Here is a 17,437-nt window from a genome sequence, read left to right on the forward strand (position 1 = left end):
TTTTTTGTCTGTAAAATGATTCTCCAACAAGGGGAGGGATTGGGTAATTTTGTTGTATTAAAATAGTAGTCTTTAACCCCTGTATCAACAATTGGATAGCTAAGTTTTAAATTTGTGTCCTGTTTTGTAGTTATATTTATTTAAAAGGTAAAACCATTAAATCTTTGCCATATATAATTGTTCCAGAATAATTCTTTCTTATCTCTGCACTTGTAGCATTTTCATCTACATTGGTAAAATTGAAGTGTGTTAAAACTAAATTTTTAACATTAGCTTCTTTAGCCATTTGTGAGCTTTCTGCTAGATTAACGTGGGCTTTTTGTTTTGTTTTGCGGATGTTTTTATTTCTATTGTTAATCTTTTTAGCTCCTAATCTAATAGCTCCACCAGAGTCCATTATTAAATAATCTGCATTTTTAGCTAAAACTGGTAAAGATTCTGAGTAGGTTAAATCTCCCGAAATTACTATAGATTCATTACCAACATCAAAACGATAGGCTAGTGTAGCAATGGTGTGTTTTACAGGAGTACACGTAATTTTAATATCACCAATATAGAAGGAGGTGTTTCCTTTTAAATTTTTTGCAGTAAAATTTGAAGTGACATTATTTGTATTTCTTCTAGTTCTTGACAATCAGTATGTAATATCTTCTTTATAGATTTCAAGAATATTATCGACTATAGATGTGGTTTGTTCTGGTCCAGCAATAATTATTTGATTACCACCAAGAAGTGATTTTATAAAAATAGGGGCAAACTCCTCATTGTGGTCTAAGTGATGATGTGTAAAAAGCAATCCATCAATATTTTTAATTTTTATACCTGCTTTATTCAAATTAGCTTGTGTTCCATTACCCATATCTACTAAAATATGAGTGTTTTTATAGGATATTAATACTGAAGGGCCAGAGCGTTCTGTATTAAATTTTGGTGATCCAGAGCCAATTATAGTTGCTGTTAAATACTCATTATTATTTTGAGAGAATAACTGAGTGTTTAAAAAAAATAATATTAAGATTACGTATACTTTCATATGTTATAATTTCTTTATACGACACTTGATTATCTTAAAAGTTTAATTGATTATATAAAAAATGTATTAAATTTGATGCGTGATTAAGTGCTAAACTAAGTTTAGTACAGGTGTTTTTACATCAAAAATTTAGTTATAATAAACTAAAAACGTTGTGTAAATTCAAGTTTTATAAAAACAAAAAGTATGGCTTTTTTAATGTTTTTTGCGGTACTATTAACTTAACAAAAACCTTTTTAAATCATTGTAAGTACTAATAATTGTAGATTCCTTTTCTTTCCCCATAACTGCTTGAATCTGTTTTGGTAATGGTTGTTCCACTTTGATAACTTCTTCAACTACATCTAAAAACTTAGTAGGGTGTGCCGTTTCTAAAAATACGCAATGCGCATTAGGGTTTTCTTTTAAATATGCTTTACTACCTAAATATCCCACAGCTCCATGTGGGTCTGCCACATAGTTGTATTTATTGTACATTTCTAACATAGCTTCTTTGGTTTCATCATCTGTGAAGCTATATGAAGAAAGGTTTGTTTTTAAATTATCAAACTTATTTTTATAAATTTCTTGGATGCGGATAAAGTTACTAGGTGCTCCTACATCCATAGCATTACTAATGGTTTGAATAGATGGTTTTGGCTCATATAACTGTGATTGTAAATAACGTGTTACCACATTATTAACGTTATTAGAAGCAACAAAATGTTTTATTGGTAATCCTAACTGTTGTGCCATCATACCTGCACAAATATTACCAAAATTCCCACTAGGCACAGAGAATACAATGTTGTTATATTTTTTATGAAGTTGTTTGAAGGCAAACATAAAATAGAATAGTTGTGGCAACCATCTAGCTACATTTATTGAGTTTGCCGAAGTTAACTGCATATTACTAGTTAATTCTTCGTCTAAAAAAGCCGTTTTAACCATGGCTTGACAATCATCAAAAGTGCCATTAACTTCTAACGCTTTAATATTTTGACCTAAGGTAGTTAGTTGTTTTTCTTGAATATCACTAACTTTTCCGCTAGGGTAAAGAATAACTACATTAACACCTTTTACTCCAAGGAAACCGTTAGCTACGGCGCCACCAGTATCTCCAGACGTGGCTACTAAAACAGTAACTTCATTGTTATTATCTTTATTAAAATAGCCTAAACAACGTGCCATAAATCGTGCGCCAACATCTTTAAATGCCATTGTTGGACCATGAAATAATTCTAAAGTAGAAATACTATCATTTAATTGAACCACCGGAAAATCAAACGACAAAGTTTCTTCAACAATAGTTTTTAAAACATCTTCAGGAATTTCTGGATAAACAAATTGTTTTATAGCTTCAAAAGCAATTTCTGTATTAGATAAATTATCTATGTTCTTAAAAAAATCTTGACTTAACGGTGTAATGCTTTCTGGGAAGTACAGACCTTTATCTGGTGCTAATCCTTTTATAACTGCATTTTCAAAAGTAGAATCTGGAGCTTGTTTATTTAAAGAGTAATAATTCATTTTTTAATCCAAAATTTTAATTCCGTTACTGTTTATTTTTGAAACATGTATATCGTAATCAATACCTGTTTTAGAATATATTTTGTTAATTGCATCTTTCACATTTAAAGCAATTTCCTTTCCTTTACTTAAAGAAAAAATTGAAGGTCCAGAACCAGAGATTCCAGAGCCCAAAGCCCCAGCTTTTATAGCTGCTTCTTTTACTTCTGCAAAGCATGGAATTAGCTTACTTCTATGTGGTTCTACAATAACATCATGTAAAGCGTTTTTAATTACTTGATAATTATTTGTATGTAACCCATGAATTAAACTTCCAAAATTAGCCCATTGTGTAATGGCATCTTGTAAAGCAACTTCTTTAGGTAAAAGTGCTCTAGATTCGGATGTTTTAATTTCAATTTGAGGATGAATGATAGTTGCATACAAATCTTTTGGAGCTGGAATTTCTAATATTTCTAAAGGAGACACACTTTTTACTAAAGCAAAACCACCAAACATGGCAGGAGCCAAATTATCGGCATGTTCACATTTACTGGCTAAAGCTTCTCCTTTAATAGCAAATTCTGTTAATTGTGTTTTATTAAAAGGTCTGCCCAAAAGTTCATTCATTCCAAATACACTACCAACGGCACTAGCAGCACTACTACCAATACCACTGCCTGGTTTTATTTTTTTGTAGATTTCAATTTCAAAACCAAAATCTACATTTATAGCATTATACATTGCTAAAGCGGACACTCCTGAAACATTTTTTTCAGCTTCATAAGGCAAGTCAAAACCTTCTATTTTGGTAATATGAATACCTTTCTTTTCTACTTTTCTTATTACCATTTCATCACCAATGCTGTCTAAACAAAAGCCCATAACATCAAACCCGCAAGAAACATTTGCAACTGTAGCTGGTGAAAATATTTTTATTTCGTTCATCTTTTCTATTAAATAGTTCTCGGCTGCACTAGAGCAAAAACAAGAACTTTCTTTATGTAACTCCATGTTTTATTCGCTTCCTAATCTTATGATATCTGCAAATAATCCAGAGGCTGTTACATCTGCTCCAGCACCTGCACCTTTAATAATCATAGGTTGTTTAGGGTAGCGTTCTGTGTAAAACATTACAATATTATCGCTTCCTTCTAAATTATAAAACGGGTGTCCTACAGGAATTTCTTGTAAGCTTACACTAGCGTTACCATTATCAAATTTTGCTACGTATTTAAGTTGGCAATTGTTTGCTTTGGCAGAAGCGTACAAACTTTGGTAGTGATCTTCATCATCAATTAAAGTTTGATAGAAATCGTCAACCGTATCACTTTTTAATCCAGCTTCAGAAAGGAAAGATTCATTTTTGATATCTTCTAAATTCATTTCAACACCACTTTCTCTTGCTAAAATTAATATCTTTCTTGCTACATCTACACCACTTAAATCTATTCTTGGGTCTGGTTCTGTGTAGCCTTCTGCTGCAGCTTGTTTTACAATATCGTAGAATTTAGTAGTGTCGTTAAAATTATTGAACACAAAGTTTAAACTCCCACTTAATACAGCTTGAATAGACTTAATTTTATCTCCAGAAGCCACAAGATTATTTAAAGTGTCTATTACAGGTAAACCTGCGCCAACGTTAGTTTCAAATAAGAAAGGTGCATTGTATTTAAGAGATAAACGTTTTAATTCTTTGTAATTAGCAAAATCACTTGAACACGCTATTTTATTACAAGCTACAATAGAAATACTTTCTCTTAAATATTGTGCGTAAAGGTCTGCAACATCTTTGTTTGCAGTAACATCAACAAATATGCTATTGCGTAAATTAAAAGCTTTAGTTTTTTCAAAGAAGCCTTGCAAAGATGCTTGTTCTCCATTAGCTAAAAGCTCTTTCCATACATTTAAATTTAAACCATGTTCATCAAAAACCATTTTTCTGGAGTTTGATAAGCCTATAACTCTTAAGTTTATTTTAAGGTTTTCTTTTAAGTATTTGCGTTGTTGCTTAATTTGTTCAACTAAACGTTCTCCTACATTTCCAACGCCTGTAATAAATACATTAAGTTGTTTGGTTTTAGACTCAAAGAATTGTTCATGTAATACATTTAAAGCCTTTTTCACATCGTTTTCTGCAATAACAACCGAAATGTTTTTTTCTGAAGCGCCCTGTGCAATGGCTCTAACATTTACGTTATTTTTACCTAAAGCACTAAATAATTTGCCGCTAATACCTTGGTGATTTTTCATGTTATCTCCAACAAGCGCTACAATTGATAGTTTGTCTTCAATTATAATAGGTTCAATTTTATGGAGAGCTATTTCATTTTCAAAAGCAGTATCAATAGCTTTTTTAGCAATTTGCGCATCTTTTGCTTCAACCCCTAAACAAATAGAGTGTTCTGAAGATGCTTGAGTTATTAAAATAATATTGATTTTTTCTTGAGAAAGCGTTTCAAATAATCGTTTTGAAAACCCTGGAATACCTATCATTCCACTACCTTCAAGAGTTAATAATGCAATATTACCAATGTTGCTAATGCCCTTTACAGGTTTGTTAGAGTTTATAGCGTCATTTGAAATTTTAGTACCAGCTGCTTTAGGATCTAAAGTGTTTTTAATGAAAATTGGTATTTCTAAATCTAATACGGGCTGTACAGTAGGTGGGTATAGCACTTTTGCACCAAAATGCGATAACTCCATAGCTTCTTGGTAAGAAATCTCTTCTATAGGATAAGCATGTTTAACAATTTTAGGGTTGGTAGTAAACATACCACTTACATCTGTCCAAATCTCTAACTGTTTAACTTTTAAAGCAGCAGCAACAATAGCAGCAGTAAAATCAGAGCCACCACGCCCTAAAGTAGTTTGTTCTCCAAGTGTTGAATTTGCTACAAAACCAGGTAAAATAGTGATTTTTTGTGAAGCAGATTTAAAATAATCTTGAATATTTTTATTAGTAATGCTATAGTTTACTTCTGCTTTTGTAAAATTAGAATTGGTTATAATAAGCTCTTGAGAATTTTTACGTTCTGCCGATAAGCCTTTACTTTTCATAGTTTCAGCAATAATGAAAGAGGATAACAACTCTCCATAACTTACTAACTTATCAGATGTTTTAGGCGATAATTCATTAATTAAATAAATACCTTCTAATAAACTTTTTAACGCCTTTAAATTTTCCTCAACAAAAGCTATAACATTGCTGTTATTGTTTGGTATTAGTTCATTTATTATGCTTAAATGAATGTCTTTTATTGTTGTGAAAACTTTAGAGTATTCAGAATCTTTATTTTGAGCCAGTTTCCCTGCTAAAAGTAATTTATCTGTAATGCCTCCAACTGCAGAAACTACACATATTACAGAATCGTTTTTAGAATAATCTTCTAAAATATTTATAACGTTATTTATGTTTTTTGAAGAACCTACAGATGTTCCTCCAAATTTTAAAACTTTCATTGTTTAATGAATTGATAATTGAAAAAATATTTTTTTGAATTGTGATTATTATTAAAACCACAAATATAGCCTGAAGTATATATAATTAACAACCCCAAAGGGTAGTTGTTGTAGTATTACCAATAAAAGAAGTTGTTCCTTTGGTAAAAGAAGCGAAAGTAAATCTTATATTTTGGTCTAAATGATTCATAGATGCTATGATAATACAACCCAAAAGTATTACATTTAACCTAATAAAAAAACTAAAACTTTTTTTTTGTAAAATTCTTAAATAGAATCCATATTCTTTTAAGAAATTCAACGTATTTATAAAACAATTAGAAAATCAATAATTTAACAATTAATGAAAATATTCTCTAGAGAACAGATTTATGAAGGCGATAAATTAACCGCTGAACGGCAAAACATAACTTCAACAGATTTAATGGAACGTGCAGCTACCCAAATTTTTAATTGGATACACACGCGCATGCAAGGAGCACAAGTACCTATTCATGTATTTTGTGGTATAGGAAATAATGGCGGAGATGGTTTAGTACTGGCAAGGCATTTAATTTTGCACGGATATAATGTTAAAACTTATGTAGTTAATTATAGTGATAAGCGTTCAAAAGACTTTTTAATTAATTATGATAGAATTAAAAATGTTACTAAAGAATGGCCTATTTTAATGACAAGTGAAGAAGATTTTCCTCAAATTCATCCAGATGATATTATTGTAGATGCCATTTTTGGTATTGGATTAAATCGTCCTGTGGTAGATTGGGTTAAAAACCTTTTTAAACATTTTAGAACCACAAAGGCGTTTACACTTTCGGTTGATATTCCTTCTGGTTTAAGAACAGATGCAGTTCCTGAAAATGAAGACGATGTTGTTTGGGCAGGATTTACGCTAAGTTTTGCTTCTCCTAAATTAGTATTCTTTTTACCAGAAACTGCAAAATATACGGCACAATGGCAAGTTTTAGACATTGGTTTAGATCAAGAGTTTCTCCACACTACGGTTACAGATGTTGAACTTATAGGCAAGTTTGAAGTTTTACCTAATTATATCCCTAGAAATAAATTTTCACATAAAGGGCAATTTGGACATAGTTTAATAATTGGAGGAAGCTACGGTAAAATAGGCGCAGTAACATTGGCTAGTAAAGCTACCTTGTCTGCTGGGGCGGGATTAGTATCGGTTTTTATTCCTAAATGTGGATACAATATTATGCAATCTGCTTTTCCTGAAGCTATGGTAATTACAGATGCTGATGAAGAAATAATTACAAATATTAACTTTGAAATAGAGCCAACTGTAGTAGGCATTGGAATAGGAGCAGGAACTAATGAAAAAACAGCAAAAGCTTTTGAGACATTTTTAAAAGAAAACAAAGCGCCTTTAGTAATTGATGCAGATGGTATTAATATGCTTTCTAAAAACAAGGATTTATTAAAATTATTACCAGAAAATACAGTTTTAACACCACACCCCAAGGAACTTGAGCGTTTAATAGGAACTTGGAAAAACGACTTTGATAAATTAGAAAAAGTAAAAGCGTTTTCAAAAAAGTATAAGACAATTGTAGTTATAAAAGGTGCTAATACTATTACTGTTTTAGAAGATAAACTTTATATAAATACTACCGGGAACCCAGGGTTATCAACCGCAGGTAGTGGCGATGTTTTAATGGGAATAATAACAGGACTAATTTCACAAGGATATAATCCTTTAGTGGCATCTATTTTTGGAGTGTATTTACATGGAAAATCGGCAGATATAGCTGTTGGAGATTATGGGTATGAAAGCTTAATAGCCAGCCATATTATTGAATATTTAGGTGAAGCTTATATAGATTTATTTAAACAACCAGAGCAACAACAAGCACCCGAAGCGAATAGTGAAGAAAAGGAACAATAAGTGGTTGCTGTAAATAGTTTCACTTTATAAAATATAAAAGCCTCTTAAAAGAGGCTTTTATATTTGAAAAATAATTTTTTAGATTTTTAACTTATCAAAAAGTTCAATAAGTTTTGGGCTTGATGGTCTTGGTGCATTGGCATCTACCACATTACCATCAGGGTCAATTAAAATAAATCTGGGAATACCTCTTATTTGATAGCCTTGAACAAAATCTGATTTCCAATCCTTATCAGCTAATAATTGAATACCACCCATATTTTTTTCAGCAATCATTTTTTTCCATCCCTCAACAGAGGCTGCTTTTTTTGCTTCGGGAGTTTCTCCTTTATATCCTCTACCATTATCAACAGAAATACTTACAAACTCAATGTTTTTGTTATGATACTTTTTTTCAATTTCTTGCAAAAATGGAATTTCTCTTTTGCATGGTCCACACCAAGTAGCCCAAATATCAACATATACATATTTTCCTTTTAAATCACTTAAAGATGTGGTGCCACCTTTATAATTTTGATAGTTCTCAAAAGTAGGAGAGGGCTTGCCAACAAAATCTGCATACTGATTAGCCATGGCTTTTTGTTGCTTATATACATTTAAAAGACCTTCTTCTAATTTATTAAAACTAGCTGTTTCATTTGCAAAAACTGTAGAATCTACTTTTTTTGAACTTTCTAATAATTCAATAAAGCTTTTTTTGGCATCTGCTACTTTTACTTTAAAAGTTTCTTCTTCTAAATCTAATAAATCAGGCGTTAATAGTTTTTCTTGTAAAAGTGCTTTTTTAGCTAAATAGTTACTAGTTTCAGAACCTTTTCCTGTATAGGTTATAGTTTCATCAAACTCTTTTGTGTCTAGAGTTAAATTAATGTTGGCATCATTTTCAAGAAATAAATTGGTAGACTCTTTACCATCAAAAAGATTAAAAATTCCAGCTTTAACTTTTAAGGTATCTTTAAAAGTGCCATCTTCATTAACTTTAATTGTTTTTGAGTAATCTCTAGATCTTACAACTAAAGAGTCACTGTTTTTATTTGTTATTTTACCAGATAATGTTACATAATCTTTAGGTTCTTGTTTACAAGAAACAAGCGCTAACACAAATAATACTGAAAGTAGATTTTTCATTAATAAAATTTTAATTTTTACCAAAAATAACTATTTATTGTACTTATAACATCAATTTTTGTTTATAATTAACATTTGGTTATGTTAAAACAAAATTGATGATTTTTATAATTTAAAAACTAATTTGTTGTATTCTACAGTTTTTGGAATAATATTTAAAGATAATAACTCTTTTTGTATTTTATTTACGGTTTTTTCATCAATAACGTTTTGAGACCATTCTGTTAAGCCTAACCATTCTTGAACATCTTCTAGTTTTTGTTCATATCTGTTAGCTATGGTTTTATCTATACTAGGTATGTGTTTAAAGTCTTTAGTGGTATTGTTTATAATATTGAGAATAGTTTTTAAAGTGTCTTTTTCGTTTTCAATAAAATCTTCTCTAACAGCAATTACAAAACAAGGCCATGGAGTAGGGCAATCACCTACACTTCTAAAGGTGCCATTATCAACTAAAGGTTTTGTGGTGAATTTTTCCCACATAAAATAATCGGCAGTACCGTTTTTTAAACCTTCAACTGCACCATCTAAGTTTTTAATAACTTCAAAATTTAAATCTTTTTCTAAATTCCAATTATTGTTTTTGGCATTTATGTAAGCCATTAAATGAGAACCAGATCCATATCTACTAATGGCTGCTTTGGTTCCTTTTAAACTTGCAATAGAATTATATTTTGAGTTTGCAGCTACGTGTATGCCCCATATTAATGGCGATTTAACAAATGTTTGTACTATTTTACTAGGGTTTCCTGCTATAATATCTTTTATGATACCTTCGGTAAGAATAACGGCTATATCAATATCCTTTTCTCTTAATGCTTTACACATTGCACCTGTGCCTCCATAATAATCATGCCACCTTAAGTTAATACCTTGGTCTTTATATTCGCCATTTTTCAAGGTTAAATACCAAGCTAAATTGAAGTGTTCTGGTACACCACCTATATTTACGTTCTTCATATTAATTTATCTATTCTACAATTTTGTTTAGTGTATAAGTAATGAGCTCTTCAACTGCTTTAGATGGATTTTTACTAAAATTACCTGTAGCTCTATTTGCAATTATAGCATTGAGAGAAACAGCATGATGCCCCAATAATTTTGATAAACCAAAAATGGCTGAAGTTTCCATTTCAAGGTTAGTAATTTTGAGACCGTTGTAGTTAAAAGTATCCATATTATGATTTAACTCAGGGTCATGAACAGGTAATCTTAGTACACGCCCTTGCGGGCCATAAAAACCACCCGCAGTAGCTGTCATTCCTTTGTGAGTTTCATCACTTTCCAGTCTTTTTTCAAGAGTGCTACTATTTTTAACTACAATTGGTTTTGCTTTATTGCTATCCCAATTAGTTTGTTTTATAAAGGCATCTTCAATATCGGGGTTTTTTATGTCATTTATTTGATAATAATGTAGCATACCGTTTAAGTCTAGTCCGTATTGACTTAAAACAAATGCATCTACAGGAATTTCTTTTTGAAGTGAACCTGAAGTACCAACTCTAATTATATCAAGACTTGTGAGTTTCTCTTTTGGCTGTCTAGTTTCCAAATTAATATTAACTAGCGCATCTAGTTCATTTAAAACAATATCTATATTATCTGGACCAATACCTGTTGATATTACAGAAATATGCTTGCCTTTATAATATCCTGTATGTGTTTTGAACTCACGTTTTTGAGTTTTAAACTCAACGGAATCAAAATGTTTTGAAATTTTATCTACGCGGTTTTGATCGCCAACAAAAATGATAGTGTTAGCAATGTTTTCGGGTTTTAAGTTTAAATGATAGACACTCCCGTCTGGATTTAAAATGAGTTCAGATTCTTTAATGGGCATTTATTATGGTTTTTACCAGTTTATTTTCTTTTGCATTGAATTGGAAATCTAATTTTTTTACACCACCAAAAATGGTTTTATCATTTATTTCGGCAGAAAAATTATATTGCTCTAACAAGGCTTCATACCCTTTTCTGTTTAGTTTAATGCTTTTTTCATCTTCATGGTAAAATATAGATAGCTGGTCTATAATTCTACCTAGTTGCATATCGCTAAACCCGTAAAACCCTTGATAGTTAAGCGCATAACCCAATAAGTGGTGCTTAGATTTAATGGTGTTTTTATTAATTATTCCTAGAATATTTTTCTCTAAGGTACTTAATCCACTTTTACTATCTGGAAATCGTTCTAAGTGTGCTTTTAAACAATTACTTAAATAATCAAACGACGAACTTTTAACAATAAAGGGTTTAAATAAATTATGATCTTTACCATTGTATATTTGCCAAAGTGTTTCGGCTAATTCAATATCATCTTCACTTAACCTAATCCTGTTGTTATAATGGTTTTTTAATTGTTCAGCATTTAACTCTGATAACGCTTTTAAGTTTTTACTACCTTTAACAAAACCACTGCAAACCAAATAAAGCGGAAGGTTAATATGCTTTTGCTTAATAAGACTTATTACTGCAATAAGGTTAATATGGCAAAATAAATCGTATTCAAACCAAAGAATTATTTCAGAAACATCTTCAAGATTATCTAGTTTATTTATTTCAGTTTTAAAAGCATCAACATCTAAATATACATTATAAGTTGCGCTAAAAAAATTAGTTCTAGCTTTAAAAAACTCTTTAGATAAGATATTTACATGAGTTGGCCCTTCACAAAGCATTTCATGCCATGTGATAATATTTCCTTTGTAGCCATAATCATTAAGGTAATTAGTTAAAACACTACCGTTAGTAATATGCAGTTGACTTTTTTTCATGCTTAGCCACCAACACGTTTTACTTTAAACCCTTTGTTTTTTAAAATATCCATTATTTTATCTCGGTAATCTCCTTGAATAATAATTTTATCATCTTTAAAACTACCACCAACGCTTAATTGCTTTTTTAAATCTTTGGCTAATAGTTTAAAATCTTCTGTAGCACCAGTATAGCCTTCTAAAATAGTAATGGGTTTGCCTTTACGTTTTTCGTATTTGCAAATAATTGGATCATCTTGAATCCAGAGGTTGTCACTTTCATTAATATCTTCTGAAGTGTTTTCAGAAACATGGTCTGGAAATAAATTTTTAAGTTGATCTTGTAAATCCATTTTTTCGGTAGTATTTTTAAAGCAAGCAAGCAGTGATGTTTATTTTGTTTGATATTAGAGACTGCAATCCTTTTTACTTTTTAATTAAGCCTAATTCAATTAAACGCTCTGTTAAAAACTCGCCAGCAGTAATGTCTTCAAATTGTTTTGGGTTATTTTCATTAATACAGCCTTCTAAAACATCTAATTTCATATCGCTAATTGGGTGCATAAAAAATGGAATAGAATATCTTGATGTGCCCCAAAGTTCTTTTGGCGGATTTACAACACGGTGAATAGTAGACTTTAATTTGTTATTGGTATGTCTTGATAACATATCACCAACATTAATCATTAATTCATCGGGTTGTGCTATGGCGTCAATCCATTCACCTTTATGATTTTGAACCTGTAAACCTCTTCCTTGAGCGCCCATTAAAAGCGTGATTAAATTAATGTCTCCATGAGCTGCTGCTCTTACAGCTTCTTTAGGCTCTTTGGTTATAGGCGGGTAATGAATGGGTCTTAAAATAGAGTTTCCGTTAAAAATATATTCGTCAAAATAGGTTTCTTCTAACTTAAGGTGTAATGCTAAAGCTCTTAAAACGTATTTTGCTGTTTTTTCAAGCATTTTATAGGCCTCTTTACCAACCTTGTTAAACTCTGGTAATTCTTCAACAATAACATTATCTGGGTATTCTTTTTTTAGTTTCTCATTGTTTTCTACGTATTGCCCAAAATGCCAAAACTCTTTTAAATCACCTTCTTTTTTACCTTTAGCACTTTCTTTTCCAAATGAAACATAACCACGTTGTCCACCAATACCAGGGATTTCATATTTCTGTTTTGTTTCTAATGGTAAGTCAAAAAATTTTTTAACCTCTTCATATAATTTTTCAACCAAAGCATCATCTAAAAAATGCCCCTTTAAAGCTACAAAACCTATTTCCTCATAGGCTTTTCCTATTGCATTTACAAAGCTTTGTTTTCTAACGGCATCACCAGAAACAAAATCTTCTAAATTAACACTTGGAATAATATTCATGCTATATAATTTTAATAGTGAGTTTTACAAATGTACAAAAACATAGAAAAGTTTACAGCTATTAATTAAGGCTTCGTTTTAAGTTAAGTTTACTTTTTATGGTATATTTGATAGTTACTCTTTAATTAAATATGAACCACAATTTTTCTTTTAGGGCTTTAGAATATCATACTGATAATATTGATAAAAAAATATTAATACAGTTATATAAAAATATGCTAAAACCAAGGCTAATTGAAGAAAAAATGTTGGTGTTACTTAGGCAAGGTAAAATAAGTAAATGGTTTTCTGGAATTGGTCAAGAAGCCATTTCGGTTGGTGTTACTATGGCGTTGCATAAAGATGAATATATTTTGCCAATGCATAGAAATTTAGGTGTTTTTACAACTAGAGGTATTCCTTTATACAGGTTATTTGCCCAATGGCAAGGAAAAGTGTTTGGGTTTACTAAAGGTAGAGATAGGTCTTTTCATTTTGGCACTCAACAGTATAAAATTGTAGGTATGATTTCGCATTTGGGTCCGCAACTAGGTGTGGCTGATGGCATTGCACTTGCTAGTAAGTTAAAAAATAAAAGTCAGGTTACGGCTGTATTTACTGGCGAAGGAGGTACAAGCGAAGGCGATTTTCATGAAGCTTTAAACATAGCCTCGGTATGGCAACTTCCTGTATTGTTTTGTGTTGAAAATAATGGTTATGGTCTTTCTACACCTACTAGCCAACAGTATAATTGTAAGGATATTGCTGATAGAGGTTTGGGTTATGGAATGGAATCTCATATTATTGATGGTAATAATATTATTGAAGTTTATAAATCTATATGTGAATTAGCCGAAAGTATTCGTAAAAATCCACGACCAATTTTAATAGAATTTAAAACTTTTAGAGTGCGTGGACACGAAGAGGCTAGTGGTACAAAATATGTGCCTGAAGATTTATTAGATACTTGGACCAAAAAAGATCCTATTGAAAACTATCTGAATTTTTTAAAGGAAACCGATGTTATTAATGAAACATTAGAAGTACAATTTAAAACTGAAATTACTAATGAAATCAATGAACATTTAGAGACTGCTTTAAATGAAGGTGATATTATACCTAATATAACTAATGAGTTGAATGATGTATTTAAACCATTTGATTATCAAGAGATTAATAATAAGTTAAAAACTTGTAATGTTAGATTTGTTGATGCTATATCTGAAAGTTTAAAACAAAGTATGGAGCGCCATAATGATTTAATAATTATGGGGCAAGATATTGCAGAATATGGCGGTGTTTTTAAAATTACCGAAGGTTTTGTTAATCAATTTGGTAAAGATAGAGTAAGAAATACGCCTATTTGCGAATCTGCTATAATTGAAACAGCTATGGGTTTATCTATTGCAGGTATGAAAGCTGTTGTTGAACTTCAGTTTGCAGACTTTGTGAGTTCTGGATTTAATCCGGTGGTGAATTATTTAGCAAAATCTTATTATAGATGGTCTCAAAACGCAGATGTAGTTTTACGAATGCCTTGTGGAGGAGATGTTGGAGCAGGACCGTTTCATTCACAAACTAATGAAGCTTGGTTTACAAAAACACCTGGTTTAAAAGTGGTTTATCCAGCATTTCCTTATGATGCAAAAGGCTTATTAGCAACAGCTATTAATGACCCTAATCCGGTGTTATTTTTTGAACATAAAGCACTTTATAGGAGTATTCGTCAGGAAGTTCCAACAGATTATTACACATTACCTTTTGGTAAAGCTTCTCTTTTGAAGGAAGGATATGACATTACCATTATTTCCTTTGGAGCAGCTATACATTGGGCTTTAGAAACTTTGGATAAAAATCCCAATATTTCAGCAGATGTAATTGATTTAAGAACGCTTAAGCCCTTAGATACTGAAACTATCTATAATTCCGTTAAAAAAACAGGAAAAGTCATTATTTTGCAAGAAGATACGTTATTTGGTGGAATAGCTAGTGATATATCGGCTTTAATTAATGAGCATTGTTTTGAGTTTTTAGATGCACCAGTTAAACGGGTAGCTAGTTTAGATACACCAGTTCCTTTTGCAAAAGCTCTGGAAAATCAATTTCTACCAAAAGATAGGTTTGAAACTGAGTTAAAATTACTTTTAGCATATTAAAATGAATATATATTTAGAAGCTTTTATAAAAGCATTTTTTAATTCTGTGAATTGGACATGGAATTCAATAATTTTTAATGTGCCTTGGTACAATAATTTCTTTTGGGGTTTAATTGTTATTTCAATAGCTGTATGGCTGCTTGAAATTGCATTTCCTTGGAGAGAGGAACAAGCTATTTTTAGAAAAGATTTTTGGCTAGATGGGTTTTATATGTTTTTCAACTTTTTCATTTTTACTATTATTATAAGTGGGGTTTATGGTATTTTAGAAATATTATTTTCCAAAATAGGCCTTACAATGGCATCTTTTCAATTAATAGACCTTGCTTCTTTACCAGTTTTTTTAGAGTTACTTATTTTCTTTTTAATCTTAGATTTTGTGCAGTGGTTTACCCACGTTATGTTACATAGGTTTGAGTTTCTTTGGCGGTTTCATAAAGTACACCACTCTGTAAAAGAAATGGGATTTGCGGCGCATTTACGTTACCATTGGATGGAGAATGTTTTATACAAACCTTTAAAAGTATTTGCTGTAATGTTAATTGGTGGTTTTGAACCCCAACAGGCATTCATTATTCACTTTGTAGCTATTTCAATTGGGCATTTAAACCATGCTAACATAAAGTTAACTTATGGTCCGTTAAAGTATATTTTTAATAATCCTGTAATGCATTTATATCACCATGCTTACACGTTACCTAAATCGCATAAACATGGTGTAAATTTTGGAATTAGTCTCAGCCTGTGGGATTACATTTTTAAAACCAACTACGTACCAGAAAATAGTGGTAAAATTAAATTAGGCTATTCTGATGATTATAAGATGCCTAAAAGCTTTTTAGGACAACTTTTTTATGGTTTTAGAAAAAAAGACTAAGTGTTTTACCTTTTTTCAGCTTCAGAAAGTATAAAAGAGCTACGCTTCTATAAGGGGCTTTAATAAATCCTTATAAATAAATTATAAACTAGTGCGCGTATCGCTTAGAACCTTTCCATAGTGTATCATTAGAATATTTAAAGTTAATATATCTTCTGGAAGGTAATAGGTTTTCTTGAGTAAGGTTATTTAAATGGTTTGATATCTTAATAACTGTTCGCATTTTATTTTGATTGATTAATTGATTGTTTTTTTTTAAAGACGCTACTTATCTGTAACGTCTTTTACTGTTCCAATGGTTACTTTTAGTGTTACCTAAAGTTCCTGAAATTTGATTGTTGTTTAAAGTTCTCATAATTGTTTGTTTTTTTATTGATTATACCAAGTAGACGACCATGAATTAAATTTGTTACAGTACTATGTATAACAAAGTAGTAATTTAACAGATTTTAACAATTTTACATGCATAAACAGGGTAGAAGTGACGTTTAAAATAAGCTTAGGAATGGTTTTTGTGTTAAATGAATACAAATATTTATTAGTTTTTAAGAGAATAAAATATCTTTGAAACGTTATTGATGATAGATTATCATTGTTATGAATCCAAAACATTTAAAAACATATTTATCAATTTTTGTTGTATTAGTTTTTTCAATGTCAATGTTTGCTCAAATTGATTCAAAGAAAAAAACAGTATTAATACAAGCTGAAGAAAATGAAAATGACTCTTTAGATGCTTCTCCAACTATACCTTCTAAACCGCTTTTTAGTGGTGATTTGGGTGGATTAGGTACACCAAAGGAAACACCAAGTTTAAAAATGCCCAAAAAGGAGTTCTCTATGTTTGAGCAAGAAGAATTTGGTAATCCCGGAGAATTATATGTTGACAGATTAAAAAAACATGAAAATAGTATTAAACAGTCTGAAGGTTTAGGAACCAAGGGTAGTAAAGTTGATGTGTTTTTTGGAAACCATCGTACCAAGTCTAAGCATGTACGTGTTTTATATAGAGATTATGGCTTAGAAGATGGTGATTTAGTAAGAGTTTCTGTAAATGATGAAATTATAGAGTACAGAGTGTCTTTAACCAACTCATTTAAAGGTTTTAAAATAGAACTAAAAGAAGGCATTAATGTTATAGAATTTTTAGCTATAAACGAAGGTTATGCACTTCCAAACACAGCACATTTTAGAATAGTTGATGATAATAATAACCTTGTAGCTTCAGATCTTTGGGCTTTATCTGTAAATGTTAAAGGAACAGTACATGTAATTAAAGAATAA

15 protein-coding genes are annotated in these 17,437 nt (G+C 30.7%); 4 read left to right on the forward strand and 11 right to left on the reverse strand.

All coding sequences use genetic code 11. The features are described 5' to 3' along the window. Positions 1–136 precede the first annotated feature (136 nt). The 5 genes from BWZ22_RS16515 to thrA all read right to left on the reverse strand — a co-directional run bounded on the left by BWZ22_RS16515 (position 137) and on the right by thrA (position 5,983). Complete coding sequence (locus tag BWZ22_RS16515) at positions 137–634, reverse strand: MBL fold metallo-hydrolase (protein ID WP_083692373.1); 498 nt, start codon at positions 632–634, stop codon at positions 137–139. Continuing rightward, positions 635–1,033 carry an MBL fold metallo-hydrolase gene (locus tag BWZ22_RS16520; RefSeq protein ID WP_083692375.1) on the reverse strand — a complete coding sequence of 133 codons (399 nt, stop codon included), beginning with the start codon at positions 1,031–1,033 and terminating at the stop codon, positions 635–637. 216 nt (positions 1,034–1,249) lie between these two features. Next, positions 1,250–2,542, reverse strand: coding sequence for a threonine synthase (gene thrC / locus BWZ22_RS14175; protein WP_076701114.1), 1,293 nt, complete (start codon positions 2,540–2,542; stop codon positions 1,250–1,252). A gap of 3 nt (positions 2,543–2,545) precedes the next feature. Further along, complete coding sequence (locus tag BWZ22_RS14180) at positions 2,546–3,469, reverse strand: homoserine kinase (RefSeq protein ID WP_076702532.1); 924 nt, start codon at positions 3,467–3,469, stop codon at positions 2,546–2,548. Positions 3,470–3,538: 69 nt separating this feature from the next. After that, a complete protein-coding gene (gene thrA, locus BWZ22_RS14185) occupies positions 3,539–5,983 on the reverse strand; it encodes a bifunctional aspartate kinase/homoserine dehydrogenase I (protein ID WP_076701117.1) in 2,445 nt (814 codons plus the stop codon). A gap of 343 nt (positions 5,984–6,326) precedes the next feature. Here thrA and BWZ22_RS14195 point away from each other — a divergent pair, with 343 nt between their 5' ends. Then, positions 6,327–7,886, forward strand: a complete 1,560-nt coding sequence (locus BWZ22_RS14195; RefSeq protein WP_076701123.1) for an NAD(P)H-hydrate dehydratase — start codon at positions 6,327–6,329, stop codon at positions 7,884–7,886. A 78-nt stretch (positions 7,887–7,964) separates the two neighbouring features. On the opposite strand, the gene BWZ22_RS14200 is transcribed toward BWZ22_RS14195, so the two are convergent. From BWZ22_RS14200 to BWZ22_RS14225, 6 genes are all read right to left on the reverse strand, one after another. Then, positions 7,965–9,014 (reverse strand): TlpA disulfide reductase family protein, encoded by a 1,050-nt coding sequence (locus BWZ22_RS14200; RefSeq protein ID WP_076701126.1) that lies wholly within the window; start codon positions 9,012–9,014, stop codon positions 7,965–7,967. Between the two features lie 105 nt (positions 9,015–9,119). Next, complete coding sequence (locus tag BWZ22_RS14205) at positions 9,120–9,974, reverse strand: substrate-binding domain-containing protein (RefSeq protein ID WP_076701130.1); 855 nt, start codon at positions 9,972–9,974, stop codon at positions 9,120–9,122. Positions 9,975–9,984: 10 nt separating this feature from the next. Further along, positions 9,985–10,854, reverse strand: coding sequence for a nucleoside phosphorylase (locus BWZ22_RS14210; protein ID WP_076701133.1), 870 nt, complete (start codon positions 10,852–10,854; stop codon positions 9,985–9,987). Next, entirely contained in the window at positions 10,844–11,785 is a 942-nt protein-coding gene (locus BWZ22_RS14215; protein ID WP_076701135.1) for a DUF1835 domain-containing protein, read from the reverse strand. The genes BWZ22_RS14210 and BWZ22_RS14215 overlap by 11 nt, the downstream gene beginning before the upstream one ends. Before the next feature lie 2 nt (positions 11,786–11,787). Continuing rightward, positions 11,788–12,117 carry a translation initiation factor gene (locus tag BWZ22_RS14220; protein WP_076701138.1) on the reverse strand — a complete coding sequence of 110 codons (330 nt, stop codon included), beginning with the start codon at positions 12,115–12,117 and terminating at the stop codon, positions 11,788–11,790. A gap of 73 nt (positions 12,118–12,190) precedes the next feature. Next, positions 12,191–13,141 carry an isopenicillin N synthase family oxygenase gene (locus BWZ22_RS14225; RefSeq protein ID WP_076701141.1) on the reverse strand — a complete coding sequence of 317 codons (951 nt, stop codon included), beginning with the start codon at positions 13,139–13,141 and terminating at the stop codon, positions 12,191–12,193. Positions 13,142–13,356: 215 nt separating this feature from the next. Here BWZ22_RS14225 and BWZ22_RS14230 point away from each other — a divergent pair, with 215 nt between their 5' ends. The 3 genes from BWZ22_RS14230 to BWZ22_RS14240 all read left to right on the forward strand — a co-directional run bounded on the left by BWZ22_RS14230 (position 13,357) and on the right by BWZ22_RS14240 (position 17,437). Continuing rightward, the gene (locus tag BWZ22_RS14230) at positions 13,357–15,276 is read left to right on the forward strand and encodes a thiamine pyrophosphate-dependent enzyme (RefSeq protein WP_232225276.1); all 1,920 of its coding nucleotides are present in this window, start codon (positions 13,357–13,359) and stop codon (positions 15,274–15,276) included. Between the two features lies 1 nt (position 15,277). After that, a complete protein-coding gene (locus BWZ22_RS14235) occupies positions 15,278–16,153 on the forward strand; it encodes a sterol desaturase family protein (RefSeq protein WP_076701146.1) in 876 nt (291 codons plus the stop codon). A gap of 597 nt (positions 16,154–16,750) precedes the next feature. Continuing rightward, positions 16,751–17,437: a hypothetical protein gene (locus BWZ22_RS14240; RefSeq protein ID WP_076701148.1), complete on the forward strand. Its 687-nt coding sequence runs from the start codon at positions 16,751–16,753 to the stop codon at positions 17,435–17,437.

The organism is Seonamhaeicola sp. S2-3 (assembly GCF_001971785.1).
In the GTDB taxonomy this organism is placed as follows: Bacteria; Bacteroidota; Bacteroidia; order Flavobacteriales; family Flavobacteriaceae; genus Seonamhaeicola.

Coding starts and splice junctions, on each gene's coding strand:
- BWZ22_RS14235 (WP_076701146.1), top strand. CDS start 15,278: ATGAATATATATTTAGAAGCTTTTATAAAAGCATTTTTTAATTCTGTG.
- BWZ22_RS14220 (WP_076701138.1), bottom strand. CDS start 12,117: ATGGATTTACAAGATCAACTTAAAAATTTATTTCCAGACCATGTTTCT.
- BWZ22_RS14195 (WP_076701123.1), top strand. CDS start 6,327: ATGAAAATATTCTCTAGAGAACAGATTTATGAAGGCGATAAATTAACC.
- BWZ22_RS14225 (WP_076701141.1), bottom strand. CDS start 13,141: ATGAATATTATTCCAAGTGTTAATTTAGAAGATTTTGTTTCTGGTGAT.
- BWZ22_RS14215 (WP_076701135.1), bottom strand. CDS start 11,785: ATGAAAAAAAGTCAACTGCATATTACTAACGGTAGTGTTTTAACTAAT.
- thrC (WP_076701114.1), bottom strand. CDS start 2,542: ATGAATTATTACTCTTTAAATAAACAAGCTCCAGATTCTACTTTTGAA.
- BWZ22_RS16520 (WP_083692375.1), bottom strand. CDS start 1,033: ATGAAAGTATACGTAATCTTAATATTATTTTTTTTAAACACTCAGTTA.
- BWZ22_RS14210 (WP_076701133.1), bottom strand. CDS start 10,854: ATGCCCATTAAAGAATCTGAACTCATTTTAAATCCAGACGGGAGTGTC.
- BWZ22_RS14180 (WP_076702532.1), bottom strand. CDS start 3,469: ATGAACGAAATAAAAATATTTTCACCAGCTACAGTTGCAAATGTTTCT.
- BWZ22_RS14230 (WP_232225276.1), top strand. CDS start 13,357: ATGCTAAAACCAAGGCTAATTGAAGAAAAAATGTTGGTGTTACTTAGG.
- thrA (WP_076701117.1), bottom strand. CDS start 5,983: ATGAAAGTTTTAAAATTTGGAGGAACATCTGTAGGTTCTTCAAAAAAC.
- BWZ22_RS14200 (WP_076701126.1), bottom strand. CDS start 9,014: ATGAAAAATCTACTTTCAGTATTATTTGTGTTAGCGCTTGTTTCTTGT.
- BWZ22_RS14205 (WP_076701130.1), bottom strand. CDS start 9,974: ATGAAGAACGTAAATATAGGTGGTGTACCAGAACACTTCAATTTAGCT.
- BWZ22_RS14240 (WP_076701148.1), top strand. CDS start 16,751: ATGAATCCAAAACATTTAAAAACATATTTATCAATTTTTGTTGTATTA.